This is a genomic window from Acinetobacter sp. IK31 (genome assembly GCF_035615195.1).
In the GTDB taxonomy this organism is placed as follows: domain Bacteria; phylum Pseudomonadota; class Gammaproteobacteria; order Pseudomonadales; family Moraxellaceae; genus Acinetobacter; species Acinetobacter calcoaceticus_C.
Genome location: NZ_JANBOB010000002.1, coordinates 391,100 through 408,485 on the forward strand (window position 1 = coordinate 391,100; position 17,386 = coordinate 408,485).

Annotated in this window: 16 protein-coding genes; 9 read left to right on the forward strand and 7 right to left on the reverse strand. The window is 36.3% G+C overall.

Features of this window, described 5'->3' with window-relative positions; all coding sequences use genetic code 11:
- Window positions 1-25 precede the first annotated feature (25 nt).
- Genes MSG66_RS02730 through MSG66_RS02745 form a run of 4 tightly spaced genes read left to right on the forward strand, consistent with a single transcriptional unit; the run spans window position 26 to window position 2,981 of the window.
- A complete protein-coding gene (locus tag MSG66_RS02730) occupies window positions 26-880 on the forward strand; it encodes an ABC transporter permease (RefSeq protein ID WP_324652052.1) in 855 nt (284 codons plus the stop codon).
- Between the two features lies 1 nt (window position 881).
- Window positions 882-1,721 (forward strand): ABC transporter ATP-binding protein, encoded by an 840-nt coding sequence (locus MSG66_RS02735; RefSeq protein ID WP_324652054.1) that lies wholly within the window; start codon window positions 882-884, stop codon window positions 1,719-1,721.
- Window positions 1,718-2,716 (forward strand): HEAT repeat domain-containing protein, encoded by a 999-nt coding sequence (locus MSG66_RS02740; protein ID WP_324652056.1) that lies wholly within the window; start codon window positions 1,718-1,720, stop codon window positions 2,714-2,716. The genes MSG66_RS02735 and MSG66_RS02740 overlap by 4 nt, the downstream gene beginning before the upstream one ends.
- Entirely contained in the window at window positions 2,700-2,981 is a 282-nt protein-coding gene (locus MSG66_RS02745) for a DUF971 domain-containing protein (RefSeq protein WP_324652058.1), read from the forward strand. Before MSG66_RS02740 ends, MSG66_RS02745 begins: the two co-directional genes overlap by 17 nt.
- A 38-nt stretch (window positions 2,982-3,019) precedes the next feature.
- On the opposite strand, the gene MSG66_RS02750 is transcribed toward MSG66_RS02745, so the two are convergent.
- Window positions 3,020-4,306 (reverse strand): MFS transporter, encoded by a 1,287-nt coding sequence (locus MSG66_RS02750; protein WP_133973679.1) that lies wholly within the window; start codon window positions 4,304-4,306, stop codon window positions 3,020-3,022.
- 528 nt (window positions 4,307-4,834) lie between these two features.
- Here MSG66_RS02750 and MSG66_RS02755 point away from each other — a divergent pair.
- On the forward strand, window positions 4,835-7,036 hold the full coding sequence (locus MSG66_RS02755; protein WP_324652061.1) for a TonB-dependent siderophore receptor: 2,202 nt from the start codon (window positions 4,835-4,837) through the stop codon (window positions 7,034-7,036).
- Window positions 7,037-7,089: 53 nt separating this feature from the next.
- On the opposite strand, the gene MSG66_RS02760 is transcribed toward MSG66_RS02755, so the two are convergent.
- A complete protein-coding gene (locus MSG66_RS02760) occupies window positions 7,090-8,508 on the reverse strand; it encodes an aspartate ammonia-lyase (protein ID WP_324652063.1) in 1,419 nt (472 codons plus the stop codon).
- 412 nt (window positions 8,509-8,920) lie between these two features.
- Here MSG66_RS02760 and MSG66_RS02765 point away from each other — a divergent pair, with 412 nt between their 5' ends.
- The 4 genes from MSG66_RS02765 (at window position 8,921) to MSG66_RS02780 (ending at window position 12,011) form a co-directional block, all read left to right on the forward strand.
- Window positions 8,921-9,103, forward strand: coding sequence for a hypothetical protein (locus MSG66_RS02765; protein ID WP_042896391.1), 183 nt, complete (start codon window positions 8,921-8,923; stop codon window positions 9,101-9,103).
- A gap of 111 nt (window positions 9,104-9,214) precedes the next feature.
- On the forward strand, window positions 9,215-9,436 hold the full coding sequence (locus MSG66_RS02770; RefSeq protein WP_080028261.1) for a hypothetical protein: 222 nt from the start codon (window positions 9,215-9,217) through the stop codon (window positions 9,434-9,436).
- Window positions 9,437-9,982: 546 nt separating this feature from the next.
- Window positions 9,983-10,876, forward strand: a complete 894-nt coding sequence (locus MSG66_RS02775) for a LysR substrate-binding domain-containing protein (RefSeq protein WP_324652065.1) — start codon at window positions 9,983-9,985, stop codon at window positions 10,874-10,876.
- A gap of 241 nt (window positions 10,877-11,117) precedes the next feature.
- Window positions 11,118-12,011 carry a LysR family transcriptional regulator gene (locus MSG66_RS02780; RefSeq protein ID WP_042896782.1) on the forward strand — a complete coding sequence of 298 codons (894 nt, stop codon included), beginning with the start codon at window positions 11,118-11,120 and terminating at the stop codon, window positions 12,009-12,011.
- A gap of 47 nt (window positions 12,012-12,058) precedes the next feature.
- On the opposite strand, the gene MSG66_RS02785 is transcribed toward MSG66_RS02780, so the two are convergent.
- The 5 genes from MSG66_RS02785 to MSG66_RS02805 all read right to left on the reverse strand — a co-directional run bounded on the left by MSG66_RS02785 (window position 12,059) and on the right by MSG66_RS02805 (window position 17,297).
- Window positions 12,059-13,231, reverse strand: coding sequence for a thiolase family protein (locus MSG66_RS02785; protein ID WP_324652068.1), 1,173 nt, complete (start codon window positions 13,229-13,231; stop codon window positions 12,059-12,061).
- A 65-nt stretch (window positions 13,232-13,296) separates the two neighbouring features.
- On the reverse strand, window positions 13,297-14,706 hold the full coding sequence (locus MSG66_RS02790; protein ID WP_324652070.1) for a short-chain fatty acid transporter: 1,410 nt from the start codon (window positions 14,704-14,706) through the stop codon (window positions 13,297-13,299).
- A 116-nt stretch (window positions 14,707-14,822) separates the two neighbouring features.
- Window positions 14,823-15,464, reverse strand: a complete 642-nt coding sequence (locus MSG66_RS02795; protein ID WP_042896384.1) for a 3-oxoacid CoA-transferase subunit B — start codon at window positions 15,462-15,464, stop codon at window positions 14,823-14,825.
- Window position 15,465: 1 nt separating this feature from the next.
- The gene (locus tag MSG66_RS02800; protein WP_324652073.1) at window positions 15,466-16,170 is read right to left on the reverse strand and encodes a CoA transferase subunit A; all 705 of its coding nucleotides are present in this window, start codon (window positions 16,168-16,170) and stop codon (window positions 15,466-15,468) included.
- Window positions 16,171-16,415: 245 nt separating this feature from the next.
- Window positions 16,416-17,297 carry a LysR family transcriptional regulator gene (locus MSG66_RS02805; protein ID WP_042896382.1) on the reverse strand — a complete coding sequence of 294 codons (882 nt, stop codon included), beginning with the start codon at window positions 17,295-17,297 and terminating at the stop codon, window positions 16,416-16,418.
- Window positions 17,298-17,386: the final 89 nt, after the last annotated feature.

A 17,386-nucleotide genomic window follows, 5' to 3' on the forward strand; every position in this document is an offset into this window, starting at 1 on the left:
TTACCTAATGAGCAGGAGGTGCCGAATGAGTAGTTTAGCCCAGACAAAACCCAAGAACCAAAGCATTTTTTTACTCAAGTTTTTTCAGGTGTTGAGGTCATATCAAACACATTTTAAAAATTATGGAATCGCTTTTACATCCATAGTTTTCTGGATAGTAACTTGGCAAGGACTTGCTCAGTTTAAAATAAATTTAGGTATTGTGAACTTTAGCAATGTACCGACACCTATAGATGTCATTCATGCGCTATGGTCGTTTTTTCAACTCAGCACAGCATTTGAACATGTTGAATCTAGTATTTTTCGAGTTGTAATTGGCTTTTTATTGGCTGCATTGATTGGTGTAGGCATTGGATTGTTGGCTGGACGTTATCAAAAAATTGCTGCATTTTTAATGCCGCCATTAGAAGTACTACGCCCAATTCCAGCAGTTGCATGGATTCCTTTGGCGATTCTGATTTTTCCATCATCAGAAGCTTCCATGATTTTTATTACCTTTATTGGCGCTTTATTTCCGATTCTATTAAACACAGTCCATGGTGTCGGTGCAGTCGACCCAAGATTAATTGCATCAGCAAAAAGTCTAGGCGCTTCTGATCTCGCCATTATCCGTGAAGTCATTATTCCGGGTGCATTACCCAACATTATTACGGGTTTATCCATTGGAATGGGTACTTGTTGGTTCTGTTTAGTCACCGCTGAAATGATTTCAGGCCAACACGGAATTGGTTATTTCACATGGGAATCTTTCACCTTGCAAAATTACAGCAATATTGTAGTTGGCATGGTGCTGATCGGGGCATTGGGTATGTTCAGTAGTATCTTAGTCCGTGTGATTGGAAATCGATTTACCCCATGGTATCAATTGAGGAAGTCTTAAAATGTCAATTACACAAGGCCATGTACGCATTCAAAATCTATCACTACATTTAGGGCAAGGTAAAAATCGCTTTCAAGCATTAGATCGGGTCAATTTTGAAATACAACCGGGTGAGTTTATTTGCCTACTTGGCCCTTCAGGTTGTGGAAAGTCAACATTATTAGGGGCTTTGGCAGGACACTTACCCATTAGTTCAGGAACTTTAATAGTCGACAATGAGTCTATTGTTGAACCGCATCCGGATAGAGGATTGGTTTTCCAGCAGCATACTTTATTTCCTTGGAAAAGCGTTTTAGAAAATATTGCTTTTGGTTTAAAGATGAAAGGAATCAGCAAGCATAGCCGTATAGAACAAGCCAGAAAGATGATTGATCTGGTTGGGCTTAAAGGATTTGAGCAGAAATTTCCTGCCGAACTTTCTGGCGGTATGCAGCAAAGAGTTGAAATTGCGAGAGTACTTATTAATGAGCCTCGAATCTTATTAATGGATGAGCCTTTTGGAGCACTTGATGCTCAAACCCGTTTAAAAATGCAAATGCTATTGCTCGAAATTTGGCAAGAAATTCAAACTTCAGTTTTATTTATTACCCACGATATTGATGAAGCTCTTTTTCTGGCAGATCGAGTACTGATTATGAGTCATAGACCGGGCCGAATTATTGAGGAAATCAACCTTGATTTTGAACGTCCACGGGATATCGAACTTGTTACGAGTAGCGAATTTACAACCATTAAAAAACATTGCATGCAAACTTTAAAGGAAGCCACTCAACAAGAAGAGTTAAGTCGCTTAAATCCGTTGGGGCTTGGAAAGAAAGCACAAATCAAGGAATACGAATGAGTTTTTATTATCAAACCTTAGACGACCAAGATGAATATAATCAGGAATTTCTCGCCCAGCTAAATCAACCAGATGAAAAGGTTCGTTTTGTTGCTTTAATGAATATTGGTGATGAAGAAAATCCAGATTTATTGCCTTGGGTACATGACGCATTAAAACATGATCCTTCCGCTTTGGTCCGTGAAGAAGCTGCTAAAAAACTAGAAAGTTGGGAAGATGAAGCGAGCTTACATGTGCTTGCTCAAGCATTGATAGATGAAAATGCTGATGTTCGTCAAGCAGCAAGTCAGAGCTTAAGTGAAATCAAAGAAGCTGCATCAGCTGATATACTTGCACCATATTTACAGCATGAAAATACTTTTGTAAAAAGCGCAATTTTACGTGCATTAAAACCTTTACGACCACAGCAGTTCTTTGTAGAAATATCAGCTTTGGTACAGCATCAAGATATTCTTGTACGCCGTGAAGCTGTGAGTACTTTAAGCTGGTTGCAACAAGATCAAGCCATTGCAATATTGGCAAAAATTGTTGAAACAGATGTAGATGATGAAGTACGTAGAATAGCAACAGGTGGTCTTGCCTATAGTAAAACTATATCGGCCGATGTAATTCAGGCACTTCAATATTCGCTAGGTGCTAAAAGTTGGCAACTACGAGTTGAGTCGGCACTCACTATTGGAAAATTACGTATTATTCAGCTTGAAACGCAATTAATTAGCGCTTTATCTGACCCTTACTGGCAAGTACAAATTGCAGCTGTACGCAGTTTAGGGTTATTAAAATCGAGTTTGGCCGTTACAGATTTAGTAGTTAATTTTAAACATGAAATTAGCAATTTACGCAAAGAAGTTGCTTTAGCACTTGGTGAAATTGGCACACAAGAAGCTCAAATGCTATTAGAGCAGCATCAACATGACCCTGATCCTGAAGTCCGAAAAGCAATTCGTATTGGATTAACTCAAATCACGGAGGGGGCGTATGCAACTCAGACCTGATATCCGTGTAGATATTTTAAATAAACAAGTTCATTTTATTTGGAGTGATGGTTCAAGCCTATGCTTGAGTCATCAAAATCTTAGAGAAATTTGTCCGTGCGGTTTTTGCAGGTCAAAACGTATGAAACAAATAAAAATTGAACAGGCGGAAATTGAAATTACCGCAATGTTTGACCAAGGATATGGTGCCCAAATCTGTTTTAGTGATGGACATGACAAAGGAATTTATCCTTGGGTTTTCTTAAAAGAGTTTGTTAAGTGTTAAGGATGCCTTTTGCTTGGGACAAAAGGCATCTCATTTATTTAATGGTCATGTTCTAAATAATCTGGTTTTTTCGGAAGCGCAAGGCTACATAAGAAACAGATAATAAGCATAACAATGACGTAGATGAAGAAGGTGTTTTCAATTCCAGCAGCTTTAAACTGTAATGCAACCGAAGGTGCCGACCCACCAAAAATGGCATTACCTACTGCATAAGAAAATCCTACGCCCAATGCACGCACATATGGAGGGAACATTTCGGCTTTAACTAAACCACTAATAGATGTATAGAAACTCAAGATCAACATCATAAAAATGAGGAGCAAGGTAATGATGATCGGCGAATCTATATAATTAGGCATTCCGATTGCCATAACGGGATAGATAAAAATCGCAGATAATAAGCTAAAAGCCAACATTGAAGAACGTCGCCCAATACGGTCGGAAATTGAACCAAATACAGGTTGAGCACACATATAGACAAACAACGCGAAGGTCATTATATAACCAACGGTTTTTCCATCCATACCTAAGTTCGTTAAATAGGTTTTTGAATAAACGGTTTCAACATAAAAAGTTAATGAACCAGCAGAGGTATAACCAACCACCAATAAAAAGGTTTTCCAGTGTTTTTTAAAGAGTTCTCTTAAACTACCTGATCCCGCACGTTCACTGTCTTGATGAGAAAGCGTTTCTTCTAAGCGACTACGAGCGAGTAAAGATACAATTGCAGCAATACCACCAATAACAAATGGAATACGCCAACCACCATTAAGTAATTGTTCCTCACTCAAAAACGTTAATAAAATTACGCCGAGCAAACTTGCCAGTAATTGACCACCAGAGAGTGTGACGTATTGAAAAGAGGAGTAAAAACCACGTTGACCTTTTAATCCTAATTCACTCATGTAGGTTGCTACGGCACCATATTCACCACCGACTGATAAGCCTTGAAGTAAGCGGACAACGAGTAAAAGAAAAGGAGCAAATAATCCGACTTGATCGTAAGTAGGCAAGGCAGCAAATAAGAAGGAACTCAATGCCATTAAACAAATAGAAATGACCATTGATTTTTTTCGACCATGTCGATCTGCAATACGCCCAAATATCCAGCTACCAATAGGACGCATGAAAAAACTTGCAGCAAATACACCCCAGACATAAATAGCTTTGGTCGAACTATCCATGTCAGGTGCAGTTAAGGCTTGTGTAAAATAAGCCGCAAAGACTGCATAGATATAAAAGTCAAACCATTCAACAAGGTTACCAGAGGCCGCACCAACAATACCGCGTATTCTGCTACGTTTTTCTTCCTTAGTGTATGTCATATATATTCCGTCAGTTAGCAGAAAAAAATAGAAATTTTTAGGTGTAATGAGCAGGAAATCGCAAGAGTTTTTAAATATCACTCAATCCTGAGTACTTACCTTAGAATTCCTCTCCATGCATTTTTTATAATTTTAAATTTCCATTCTAGTGATTGTATGATCTTTTGTTCGATTTAAAGATATTTTTATCGATTATCGAACATTTCCTTAATTTTGTTAGATGATCATCGCACCATAAACTTTATTTAAAATCAAACATCTAATTTATCCACCATATTCGTTATTGTATTCCTCCTTAGTTTTAGTCCTATTTTGAGCTTAGTTTTATTTTGACTATTTGGTAATACTTAAAAAGTTATAGTCTCAATTTCAAAGAAAATAAATAAAATTCATATAATGATCACGCTTTATTACATAAAATTCACTTGATCTAAAAATTATATAATTTGTTGTTTCTGGATATCTGTCCCTGTATTCTTTCGAGGCTAAAAAATATGGAAGATCTCCGACTTTTAGCACACTTATATTATGCACTGTAGGATAGGTAGTTATTCAATGGACAGACACTCGTTAAATCTTCACTTCATAACATGTTCTAAAACAGCATTGGCTTCATCTATTGCACTGATGACATCTGTAGTCTATGCAAATGAAGCGGAGGTTTCACAGCTCCCAACCATTACCGTGAATGCTACCCAAAACGTTGATGCTTTATATTCCTCAAAAAAAGTTGATTTATCTGGTTTTCAAACAGGCGATATTAAAAAAATTCCTGCCTCTATCACAACAATTACATCTGAGCGCATAGCAGATCAACACGCAAAAACACTGACTGATGTTATTAAAAATGATTCATCTTTAGGGGATGGCTACGCTGCAATTGGCTATTATCCAAATTTCGTAGCTCGTGGTTTTTCGCTCGATTTAGGTTCAAGTTATCTTATTAATGGCCATAACATTCGTGGTGAACAAAACGTTGCTTTAGAAAATAAAGAGCGGGTAGAAATTTTAAAAGGAATTTCTGCTATTCAAAGTGGAATGTCGACTCCAGGTGGTGTTGTCAACTATGTAACCAAACGACCTGCTGATGTTAAGAGTATTACCGTAGATGCAAACTCAGAAGGTGGTTATACACTTGCAACGGATGTAGGCGGCTTTTTGAATGATAAGTTTGGCTATCGAATTAATTTAGCCCATGAAAGTATTCATCCAAATGTTGACCACGCAAATGGTAAACGTGAGTTTGGTTCAGTTGCTTTAGACTGGAAAATTAATGATCGCTCTAAACTATTGTTTGATATTGAAGCTCAGCATCAAAGCCAACGCTCAGTGCCGGGGTATCAACTGCTTGATGGGCAAGTCCCCACAAATGTTGATGAAGACCGTTTATTGGGTTATCAGTCTTGGAGTAAGCCTGTTGTCAATAACAGTGTAAATGCCAGCTTGAAATATCAATATGTCTTTAATGATCAGTGGAACGGCAGTTTAAGTGCATCGCAAAGCCGTGTTGTGATTGATGATAATAGTGCTTTCCCATGGGGATGTTATAACGATATTTGTGAAGTTACTGGTTTAGGCAATACTTTTGATAAACACGGTAATTATGATATTTACGATTTCCGTAGCCCAGATGACACACGTATTACCAATCAATTTGCTGCTGGTTTAAATGGACAGTTCAATACTGGCAACATTCAGCATCAAGTTGCTTTCGAATTACAACGTACTTATAAAACCTTAAAGCACCATACACCTCTGAATGTAGCGGTAGGAACAGGCAATATCTATGAAGATACGATTGACTACATCCCATCATCAGAAAGATTAGGCGATCGTTACAAAGCTCTAGAAAGCAATCAGACTGCTTTCACCATATCTGACCGAATTCAATTTAACGAGCAATGGTCAACTTTATTAGGTGGAAAATTTATTCATCTTGATGAACAAGCTTATAATTCAGATGGGCAGCAAAGCCGAGATACGGATTTAAATAAGTTCTTACCACAATTAGCGCTCATGTATAGTCCAACTGCCGCAACTAATCTTTATGCTTCATATGCCAAAGGTTTATCGGATGGTAGTGAAGCACCTTGGTTTGCTAATAATGCTCTTGAAATTTTATCACCTAGAAATTCTGAACAATTTGAACTTGGTATTAAGCAACAAGTACAAAACTTCTTGCTAACAGCTGCTATTTTTGATTTAAAACAGGATAATCAATATAGCAAAGTCAATGCCGATGGAACTTTCGATTTTATTGAGCAAGGTGAACAGCACAATCAAGGTATTGAATTAGGTTTAACAGGTGCATTAACAGATACCATTGACCTAAGCTCAGGTATTACCTATATCAAATCTCGCCTTGTTGATGTTGATACTGACAGTTATAAAGGCCACCAAACTCAAAATGTACCAAAATTACGGGCAACTGCTCAGTTATCTTATAAAGTACCTTCAGTTGAAGGTTTAAGACTGTTAAGTGGCATGCAATATAGTAGTAGTAAATATGCAAACAAAGAGGCAACTGCAAAAGTAGGTGGATATAGCGTCTTTAATATTGGTGCTGCCTATAAAACAAGTTTTGCTGGGCATGACACGACGTTTAGATTCAATATTGACAACTTATTTAATAAGAAATATTGGCGTGATGTAGGCGCATTTATGGGGGATGACTACTTATTCTTGGGTAATCCTCGTACAGCTCAATTCTCTACAACCTTTAGTTTTTAAAATTTATAGAACAAAAAAAGGAGCTTATAAAAGCTCCTTTTTTATTTCAGGAATTAAGCCGACATTTTTGGTTTAACCATATTATTAATCGACAAGATATCATCAAGCACTTGTGCTGATAATAAGCCTTCGTTTTGAACGAGTGCCAATACACTTTGTCCAGTTTCGTTTGCAGTTTTAGCAATACGAGTTGTAGTTTCATAACCCAAATATGGGTTAAGTGCAGTCACAATACCAATTGAATTTTCAACTAAAGCTTTACAATGCTCAGGATTCGCCGTAACCGTATCAATACATTTACTTTGGAACATTGTCATCGCGTTACCAAGCAAATCCATCGATTCAAATAGTTTGAATGCAATAAGTGGTTCCATTGCATTCAACTGTAATTGACCAGCTTCAGCGGCTAAAGTTACAGCTAAATCATTTGCAATAATCTGGAAGCAAGCAAGGTTCATCGCTTCTGGAATAACTGGGTTTACTTTACCTGGCATAATTGAACTACCAGGTTGACGTGCTTCTAGGTTAATTTCGTTAATGCCGGTACGGGGTCCACTTGAAAGTAAACGTAAGTCGTTAGCAATTTTCGATAGCTTAGTTGCTGTGCGTTTTAATAAACCGGATAAAAGAACGAAATCGCCCATATCTGAAGTTGCTTCGATTAAATCAGGAGATGACTTAATTTTCTTACCAGAGATTTTTGCAAGCGCTTGGATCGCAAGTTCGCGATAGTTAAATTCAGTGGTAATGCCCGTACCAATCGCTGTGCCACCAAGGTTCATGTAAGCTAAAACATTTGGAATAAGCGTATTAATTTGCTCAAGGTCTTTTTGTAAGGTTACTGCAAAAGCTCCAAACTCTTGACCCAATGTCATTGGTACAGCATCTTGCAACTGAGTACGACCCATTTTTAAGATGTGAGCAAATTCTTGAGACTTGTTACGGAAACTTAAAATTAAGTTATTAAAAGGGAGATTCAATTCGTCTAAATTTAATAATAAGCCTAAACGAATTGCAGTAGGGTACACGTCATTTGTAGACTGTGACATGTTGATATCATTATTAGGGTGTAAATATTGATATTGGCCTTTTGCGTGTCCCATATATTCTAAAGCAACATTCGCCAATACTTCATTTGCATTCATGTTGGTTGAAGTACCAGCACCACCTTGCAACATATCGATCGGGAATTGATCGTGAAAATTACCGCGAATAAGTTGATTACAACTATATTCAATTGCTTCAAATTTAGTTTGATCTAAGCTTTTAAGATTATGATTTGCTTCAGCACAAGCAAGTTTTACCATTGCTAACGCTTTAATTAAATGAGGGAAATTTCCAACTTTGCTTTGAGTTAAGTTAAAGTTTTCTAGAGCACGTAATGTTTGAACTCCGTAATAATCATTATTATTGATTTCTCTATAACCAATAAGATCCTTCTCAATACGGGTGGTAATTTCAGCGTTCATCATTAAACTTCGAATTAGTAGAGTAGATAATTCATATTAGATTTCGAAATGCTTCACTTCTAATGCATTTATCAAGTTAATTATGCATTTTTTGCATATCAAATTTTTTCTTTTCTAAACCTAAAAATAAAAAAACTTTTTCTTTGCTAATTAAATCTAAATTTTATTTTTTAAATTAATGGCTTACTGTTTAGTTAAATTTAATGTATAAAATTACTGAATGAACTAAATGATCATGTAATTAAAAAAATAACTGTATACAAAATTTTAGACTTATTAATTTAAATGAAATATCAAGTAAATTAACGAGGCTAATAGCACAGAGAGTGTAGCTTATCTAACAAATTTATATAAAAATGTGATGCATTTCACATAAAAGGCACTATAATACAAAAAAATCCTAGTTTTTAAGTTTATGTTAAAAGTCACAGCTGCATTAATTATTTTGGGTAGTTTTACATACTATGTACTTTTCCATGGTGAAGAGAAGAGTGAGTCTAAAACCTCTCGTCTGCTTAAAGAAGCTGAGCAGTCTATTGCCTCTGCAGAAACCTCTGTAAACAAGGCAAATAATATCGTAGCCATATCTTATAAATAGCTACGATTACTCAGCTTAACTATTTTATATTATCCATCAAAATATTGTTTTATCTAAGTTTTATTAAATTTTAGGTAAAAGACTGTATGTATAGAGACAAAATTCATGAGAATGAAGTTTATCGCCTATGATCCCAATTCTGGGGAAAAAGTAAGCTTAAAAGAGCATATCCATCAAATGGATAAATACACCACGTATATCTTTTTTAGCGATGAAAAAGATAATATGGTATTTAATCCACAGAAAAAGCAAGTTTTTGAAATTACTCAATATACTTCTAACATGATGGTTGAAATTTCAAGAAAGCTATATTATCTCATTGGTGAATATTAGAAATTTGTTTCGGTCCGATTTGAGATAGATACTTTAGTAGAATAGTCAGGTTTCTTTAGTGGAATTATACTGCAAATATATCTTCTGATTTGAATGAGTTCATTAGGTCAGAAAGCTTAAATCCTGAAATGATCAAAATAGTAATATTTAAGTTTTACAGTCCGTATTCTTCCCCAAGATGCGGACTTTTTTTATCAAAATTAAAACATGAAGAAATCATCGGACTATTCTTATTTTTTATTAAGGTTGAATTATTCATTTACTAGCGTTATGTCTAATTTAATTATTGATTTAAAATAATTTTTATTAGAAGAATTTTATATTTGTATGAGTTGTAGAGTTAAATCAAAGTCTTTTATTCTCTTACGCTCTTTTCTATGTCAGAATTATTAAATACATACTTTTTATCGTTTGGCTTTGCCATTCTTCCATCGCATTTTTGCAGGTACTCCCATGTTTTATATTTTTCATTCATCTATTCAGCTATTTTTTCAGCTTCCCAACAAGATAAATTAAGGACATAACTATAAAAAGGGAATGCATAAAATGAACTTAGAAGTACGTTGGGTAGAAGATCTTTTGACATTAGAGCGAGAGCGTTCTATTTCAAAAGCAGCAGAAAAACGATTTATTAGTCAATCTGCTTTTACGCGTAGAATTCAGCAATTAGAAGAGATGATAGGAGCTGAAGTTATTATTAGAAATAATAAAAATAATATTGAATTTACAGACATCGGGCGAATTATGCTGGTTATGTCTAAAAATATTGAGAAGCAGGTGGAAGAGACCGCTAAGCTGATTAAAAATATTAAAAATGAAACCGAATCTACTATTCGTTTTTGTGTCGTTCACTCACTAGCTTCTGGTTTTTTAACGACTTTTTTGAAAAAATTTCCAACGTTTATGCGGGATTTAAAAATCGAAATTGTAGCGACAAATAGTGGCGAGGGTTTATCTCTTTTAAAAGAAGGTGCCTGCGATTTTATGATTTGTTATGCAGACCGATCTCATATTAACCGTGTTGGTGATGATATTTTAAGTGGAATCAAGATTGCTGAAACAGAGATTGTTCCTGTATCGGCTACTGAAGCAAACCATACGCCTAAGCATACAATTCAGAATAATTTTTCATTGCTTGCTTATAGTAAACATGCTTATTTGCGAAAATTAGTAGACCAACTGATCGAAGGTAAACTGATTTATAAAACCTTATACGAAACTGATAATGCAACTAATTTGAAAGAGCTGGTATTACAAGGTTTAGGTGTCGCATGGATTCCAAAAATCAATGTAGAAGAAGATCTTGCTAACGGAAAATTGGTTATGTTAGATCATCATGAGTATTGTCTTCCCCAAGATATTTACATTTTTAAAAATAATTTGAGCGATAACAAAGCAGTCCAACAAATCTGGAAAGGCTTTCAAATTCAACATGATTAAATTTAAAAAAATTTATAATGATATGAGCTGTATTCAACATATTTACATACAAAGTAATCAATTAAAGTGCCCATACCTTTGTCTTTATGATGAAAGGCTTTATAAAGCATTGCTCATGGTCTAGATTCTTTGTTAATTTAGACCATATATCAATAATTCAAAAATCTAGTGAGCATTTTTTATATGCTGTACCTGATTTCATTCCTTTTGAATGGATTATTTGATCCAGACGGAGACAATTTTGTTTGATCTAGATAGTAGATTACTAAATATTTTTTATCACATTTATCGGTTTAAAAGCGTTTCAATGGCTGCTGATGCGATTGGCCTCACACAACCGAGTGTTAGTAATGGACTGAACAAAATCCGTCAGCATTTTAATGACCCGCTTTTTATTCGTGTTGGGAATGAAATGATTCCAACCGAATTGGCTAAAGAAATCTTTCCACTCATTAGTGAAGTTATTGATAAAGTTGAAAGTATTAACAACTTTAGTGTGAACTTTGACCCACTTACTTCGGATCAACTTTTTACTATTGCGATGACTGACGTATCTCATCTGGTCTTATTGCCGCAATTAACAAACTATTTAAAAGAGAAAGCTCCTTTAATTCGCTTGAATATTCGGCCGATTACACCAGAAACTAGTTATCAAATGGCAAATGGTGAAATTGACCTTGCAATTGGCTTTTTACCCCAATTGGAAGAAGGCTTTTATCAACAGAAGTTTTTCAAACAACATTATGTTGTGATTAGCTCAAAGAGCCATCCTCGTTTAGATCCAAATAATTTTACTTTAGAAGACTATATGCGTGAATATCATATCGATATTGATGCAGGGATCGGTCACTACCATATTAAAAATGAATTACAGAACAAAGGATTAGACAGAAATATTCTAATTCGCTTACCAAGTTATCTAGGGGTAGGATTAGTCGTTCAAGAGACAGATGCGATTGCAACTGTGCCGTACTATTTGAGCCAAGTCTTATTGGTGAGAGAAAATTTACAGATTTTACCAGCACCTCTCGACTTCCCAACTTATGATGTTAAACAACATTGGCATATGTCTTGCCATCATAAAAGTAGCCACAAATGGTTCCGTCAAACCTGTTATGAACTTTTTAAAGTCTAAAAAAGAAGATGTAAGAAAAACTCTTACATCTTCTTTGTTTTGAATTTTTAGATTTCAATTGCGACTGCTGTAGCTTCACCGCCACCAATACATAACGCAGCAACACCTTTCTTTTTACCTAAGCGTTTTAAAGCATAGATAAGAGAAAGGATAATTCTTGAACCAGTTGCGCCAATTGGGTGTCCTAAAGCACATGCACCACCATGTATGTTAACTTTTGCTTCATCAATGCCGAGTTCATGAATTGGTGCCATTGCAACCATTGCAAAAGCTTCATTAATTTCCCAAGCATCTACCTCGTCAACAGACCAGCCAGCACGCTCAAGTACTTTTTGAATCGCACTAATCGGAGCAATTGTAAATTCGCTTGGATGCTGTGAATGGGTCGAAGTTGCAACAATTTTTGCTAAAGTATTTAAACCATGCTCTTTTGCGTATTCTTCAGTAGTGAGTACTAATGCAGCAGCACCATCAGAAATTGAGCTTGAGTTTGCAGCTGTAATTGTACCGTCTTTGCTAAAGGCAGGGCGTAATGTTGGGATTTTCTCAAGATTCGCTTTTAATGGTTGCTCATCTTGATCGATAACTTCGGTACCTTTACGAGTTTTTACTTCAACAGGAACAATCTCTTCTTTGAAGTAACCTTGTGTAATGGCAGTTTGCGCTTTTTTCAGTGAAGAAATCGCAAAGTTATCCATTTGCTCACGTGTAAAGCCTTTGGTATTTGCCATATCTTGAGCGAAAGAACCCATCAATCGACCCGTTTCAGCATCTTCAAGACCATCTAAAAACATATGATCTTTAATTTCGCCATGGCCCATACGGTAGCCGCCACGTGCTTTTGGCAAAATATATGGAGCATTACTCATGGACTCCATACCACCCGCAACAATAATGTTAGCACTACCAGCTTTTAAGGTGTCTGATGCCATTAACACTGCTTTCATGGCAGAACCGCAAAGTTTATTAATGGTGACTGCACCTACATGATCAGGTACACCAGCTTTACGCATAGCCTGACGAGCAGGCCCTTGACCTATGCCTGCACTCAATACACAACCAAAAATAACTTCATCTACTTGTTCAGGTGCAACACCTGCACGTTGAATAGATTCGCGAATGACAGCAGCGCCAAGTTCTGGTGCAGTTAAAGTGGATAGACTGCCTTGAAAACCGCCCATTGCAGTGCGGCTACCTGAAACTATAACAATTGAACTCATCTTAATATCTCTTATTGGTGTATTTGCTAAATTTGCCTCTAGCCGAGACTAAAGGCGCCCGTAAATTAAAAAGTAGGTGGGGTGTAGCTAAGCATTCTTCCAAAGAACCACAATAAAAATAAAACTAAAGGAAAATGTACAACGAGCTGAGTGACTGTAAAACCAATCACATCTTTTGCTTTTAATTTTAAAATGCCTAGCATTGGAAGCATGAAAAATGGATTGATTAAATTTGGTAAAGCTTCAGCTGCGTTATAAATCTGTACAGACCAGCCCAAATGAACTTTTAAATCATTTGCTGCTTGCATCACATATGGGGCTTCAATAATCCATTTTCCACCGCCAGAAGGTACAAAGAACCCAAGGATGGCAGAGTAAATTCCCATCACAATTGCAAAGGTTTCTTTTGAAGCGATTGAGACGAAAAACTCGGCAACGTAGTGCGACAGCGATAAATCCTGACTGTTTAACGCTTGCGTCATGATAAAGGCGATACTTCCGTACAACGGGAACTGGATTAAAATGCCTGATACTGCTGGAACTGCCTTTGCAACAGCATTTAAAAAGTTTCTTGGCGTTCCATGTAACGCTAGGCCTAGCATTAAAAAGACAAAGTTGTAGGTGTTCAGACTTGAAATGGCAATGATCGGATTACTTTTTGAAAATTCAAAAAACATCCAGATTAAGCCTAAAGCCACCACAATAATCGTTAAAATAGGCGAGTTTTCTAACCAGTCACCCGGACGAGTAGATTTTTCCTCATGTGGCTTTTCTTCTTCAAACTGAATGTCAAAACTTTCAATCGTTTTAACATTATTGCCTTTTGGCGCTGACCAATATGCAATTGCGATTGAAACAATCACCAAAATAATGGTCATTGCAATGGATTGCCAAAGGAAAATGGTTTCGGTAAATGGAATAACACCGGTCAGATTATAAATCGACTCAGGCAAACTGCTTTTATTCGCTTGAAGCTGTGCTGCTGAAGAACTGATCCCTAATGCCCAAGTTGCACCCATACCAATAATTGCAGCCGCTGCGGCAGCACGATAATCCATATTCAGCTCTTTACGCTTCGCTAATGCGATCACTAAAAGCGCAGTAAGGATGGTACTTACCGCCCAATTGACCAGCGAAATTAACAAGCTGACGGTCGCAACCAAAACAATAGCACCGCGCCCAGAATTGGGAATACGCGCCATTTTTTGAATCAGAAACTTTATAGGCTTAGATACAGAAACGACATAGCCCACAATAATGAGCATGGTCATTTGTAGAGTAAAGGGAATAAGACTCCAGAAACCATTACCGAAAGAAGTCGCTACATCTTGAATTGGGGCACCAATACCCAAAGCGGCAATCGACACAATAATGACGCCGAGTAGTGCAAAAATATATGAATCTGGAAACCACTTTTCAGACCAATCACTAATCCGAAGGGCAAATCTTTCAAAAATTCCTTGCTGTTTTTCCATAGCTGAAAAAATCCTTCTCGTTCTTATTTATAGACAGCACATCCGGTGCTTAAAAGGGTTAAGACTTAAGCTCACTTTCTGACTTAAGTCTTATAGGGCTAACTAAAAACTAAAATTTATGCGACTAAGGTTTTATAGAATTCGACACCTGTAACAGCTTGAATCTGTTCAAGAGTGACATCTTTAGCAAGTTCAATCAGTTCAACGCCTTGTGGGGTAATGTCCATTACACCTAAGTCAGTAATTACGCGGTGAACCACACCTTTACCTGTTAAAGGTAAACTACAGTTTTTCACAATTTTTGGCGTACCGTCTTTTGCACAATGTTCCATTAGAACAACAACTTTTTGGACACCAACAACCAAGTCCATTGCGCCGCCCATACCTTTGACTTTCTTACCCGGAATCATCCAGTTAGCCAAGTCACCATTTTCGGAAACTTCCATTGCACCTAAAATTGCAATGTTTACATGGCCGCCACGGATCATGGCAAATGAAGCTGAGCTTGAGAAAAAAGCAGCGCCAGCGCGAGCAGTAACCGTTTGTTTACCTGCATTAATTAAATCGGCATCAACAGTTTCTTCAGTTGGAAACTCGCCAATACCTAATAAACCGTTTTCAGATTGAAGCCAAACATTAATATTTTCAGGAATATAGTTGGCAACTAGGGTAGGTAAGCCAATACCCAAATTGACATAAAAACCATCTTCAAGTTCTTTTGCAGCACGTTGTGCCATTTCATTGCGTGACCAAGCCATTTTATACCGCCTCCGTGCTTAAAGTTTTATGTTCAATACGCTTTTCAGGTGATGCATTAAGTACAATACGATTTACATAGATACCTGCCAAATGGATTTCATCTGGATCTAACTCACCAACTTCAACAACCTGTTCAACTTCAGCAATTGTAATTTTTCCAGCCATTGCGCATTCAGGGTTAAAGTTCTGAGCAGTTTTACGGAACACTAAATTACCCGCTTTATCTGCCTTATATGCTTTAACAAGTGCGATATCCGCTGTTAATGATTCTTCTAAAATATAGTTTTTGCCCTTAAAGGTACGTTCTTCTTTACCTTCAGCAATCAGTGTACCTACACCAGTTTGAGTATAAAATGCAGGAATTCCAGCACCACCAGCACGTAACTTTTCAGCTAAGGTCCCTTGTGGGGTGAGTTCTACGTCAAGTTCACCATTTAAATATTGGCGCTCAAATTCTTTGTTTTCACCAACATAAGAAGAGATCATTTTTTTAATCTGTTTAGTTTGAAGCAAAATACCTAAACCAAAATCATCTACACCAGCGTTATTCGAAATACAAGTGAGACCAGTCACACCACTTTGCTTAACTGCAACAATCAGTTTTTCAGGAATTCCGCATAAACCAAAACCACCAACGGCAAGTGTTTGATTATCTGCAATAACATCTTTTAGTGCTGCCTCTGCATTGGCATAAACTTTATTCATTCTATTATTTTCCTATATCCTTTAGTAATCTTAGTTTTAGCATCTCAATTTGTATTATAGAAGTTAATTTTTTTAAAGGATTAATAAGTATAATCAATGAATGCTATCAAATTAACAACAAAAGATCAGAAGCATATAAAGCTAAAATCTTTTAAAAAAGTATCTTAGGATATTGAAAAATATAATAATTAATAAATTCACCTTAGCCGCAAGCTTATCTCATCTTAAAATTCAGTATTTAATTTTTAAAATTTATATTGAATCAATGCCTCAATAAATTGAGTAGAAATATTTGAAATTTCAAAATTCTTTTTATAAACAATTCCAACGGTCTTACGAATAGTTTCGTCTTTTAATTCGATTAATACATTATGTTCTTTATCAATATGTTTCGCAAAATGCCTTGGAATCGCACTTACACCAATTCCGTAAGCAACAAAGCTCGAAAGCGATGAAATTTGATGGCATTCAACTTTTAAATCAAGCGTCATATTATTTCGCAAACAATTCTGCTCAACTAAATATCGAACAATTGAAGGCTTTTGCAATGTAACGAATGGATTTGAACAAAGCTCTTGCCATGTAATAGAGGCAGAATCGGCAAGAGGATGATTTTTAGGTAATAAGGCTAAGAAATCTTCCTCAAACAAAGGTTTAAACTCTAAGCCTTCGGTAAGATCAGGCTCAAAACAAATACCAAGTTCAAAAATACCATCTTGTACTTTTTCGATAATGGTCTCATTGGGAATATCTTGAATTGAAAAGTTCAGATTGGGATGAAGTGCTAAAAATTGATGAATCACCTCTGGCAAAATTGCATGAGTCACAAATGGCATAGAGGCAATACTTAATGTTCCACGATTGAGCTTAAAGCGTTGTTTAACATCGTTTTCCATTTCTTCCCAATTGGCGAGTAATTTTTTAGCATAGGGAATGAGGGATTTGCCTTCTTGGGTAAGCTCAACACGACGTGTATTACGGTTAAACAATTTACCGCCTAATTCTTCTTCTAGGCTTTTGATGGTGAGGCTTAAAGCAGATTGGCTTAGATGTAGCTCTAAAGATGCATTGGCATAGTTAAGTGTACGCGCAAGAGCTAAAAAAGCTTTTAATTGTTTAAGCGTCATTTCATTCCTTTAGATTGCTCAGCTCACCTAGAAGGGTAATTTATACGAAAATTTGTCTAATATAATGTTTTTTGACAAAAAATTATGAA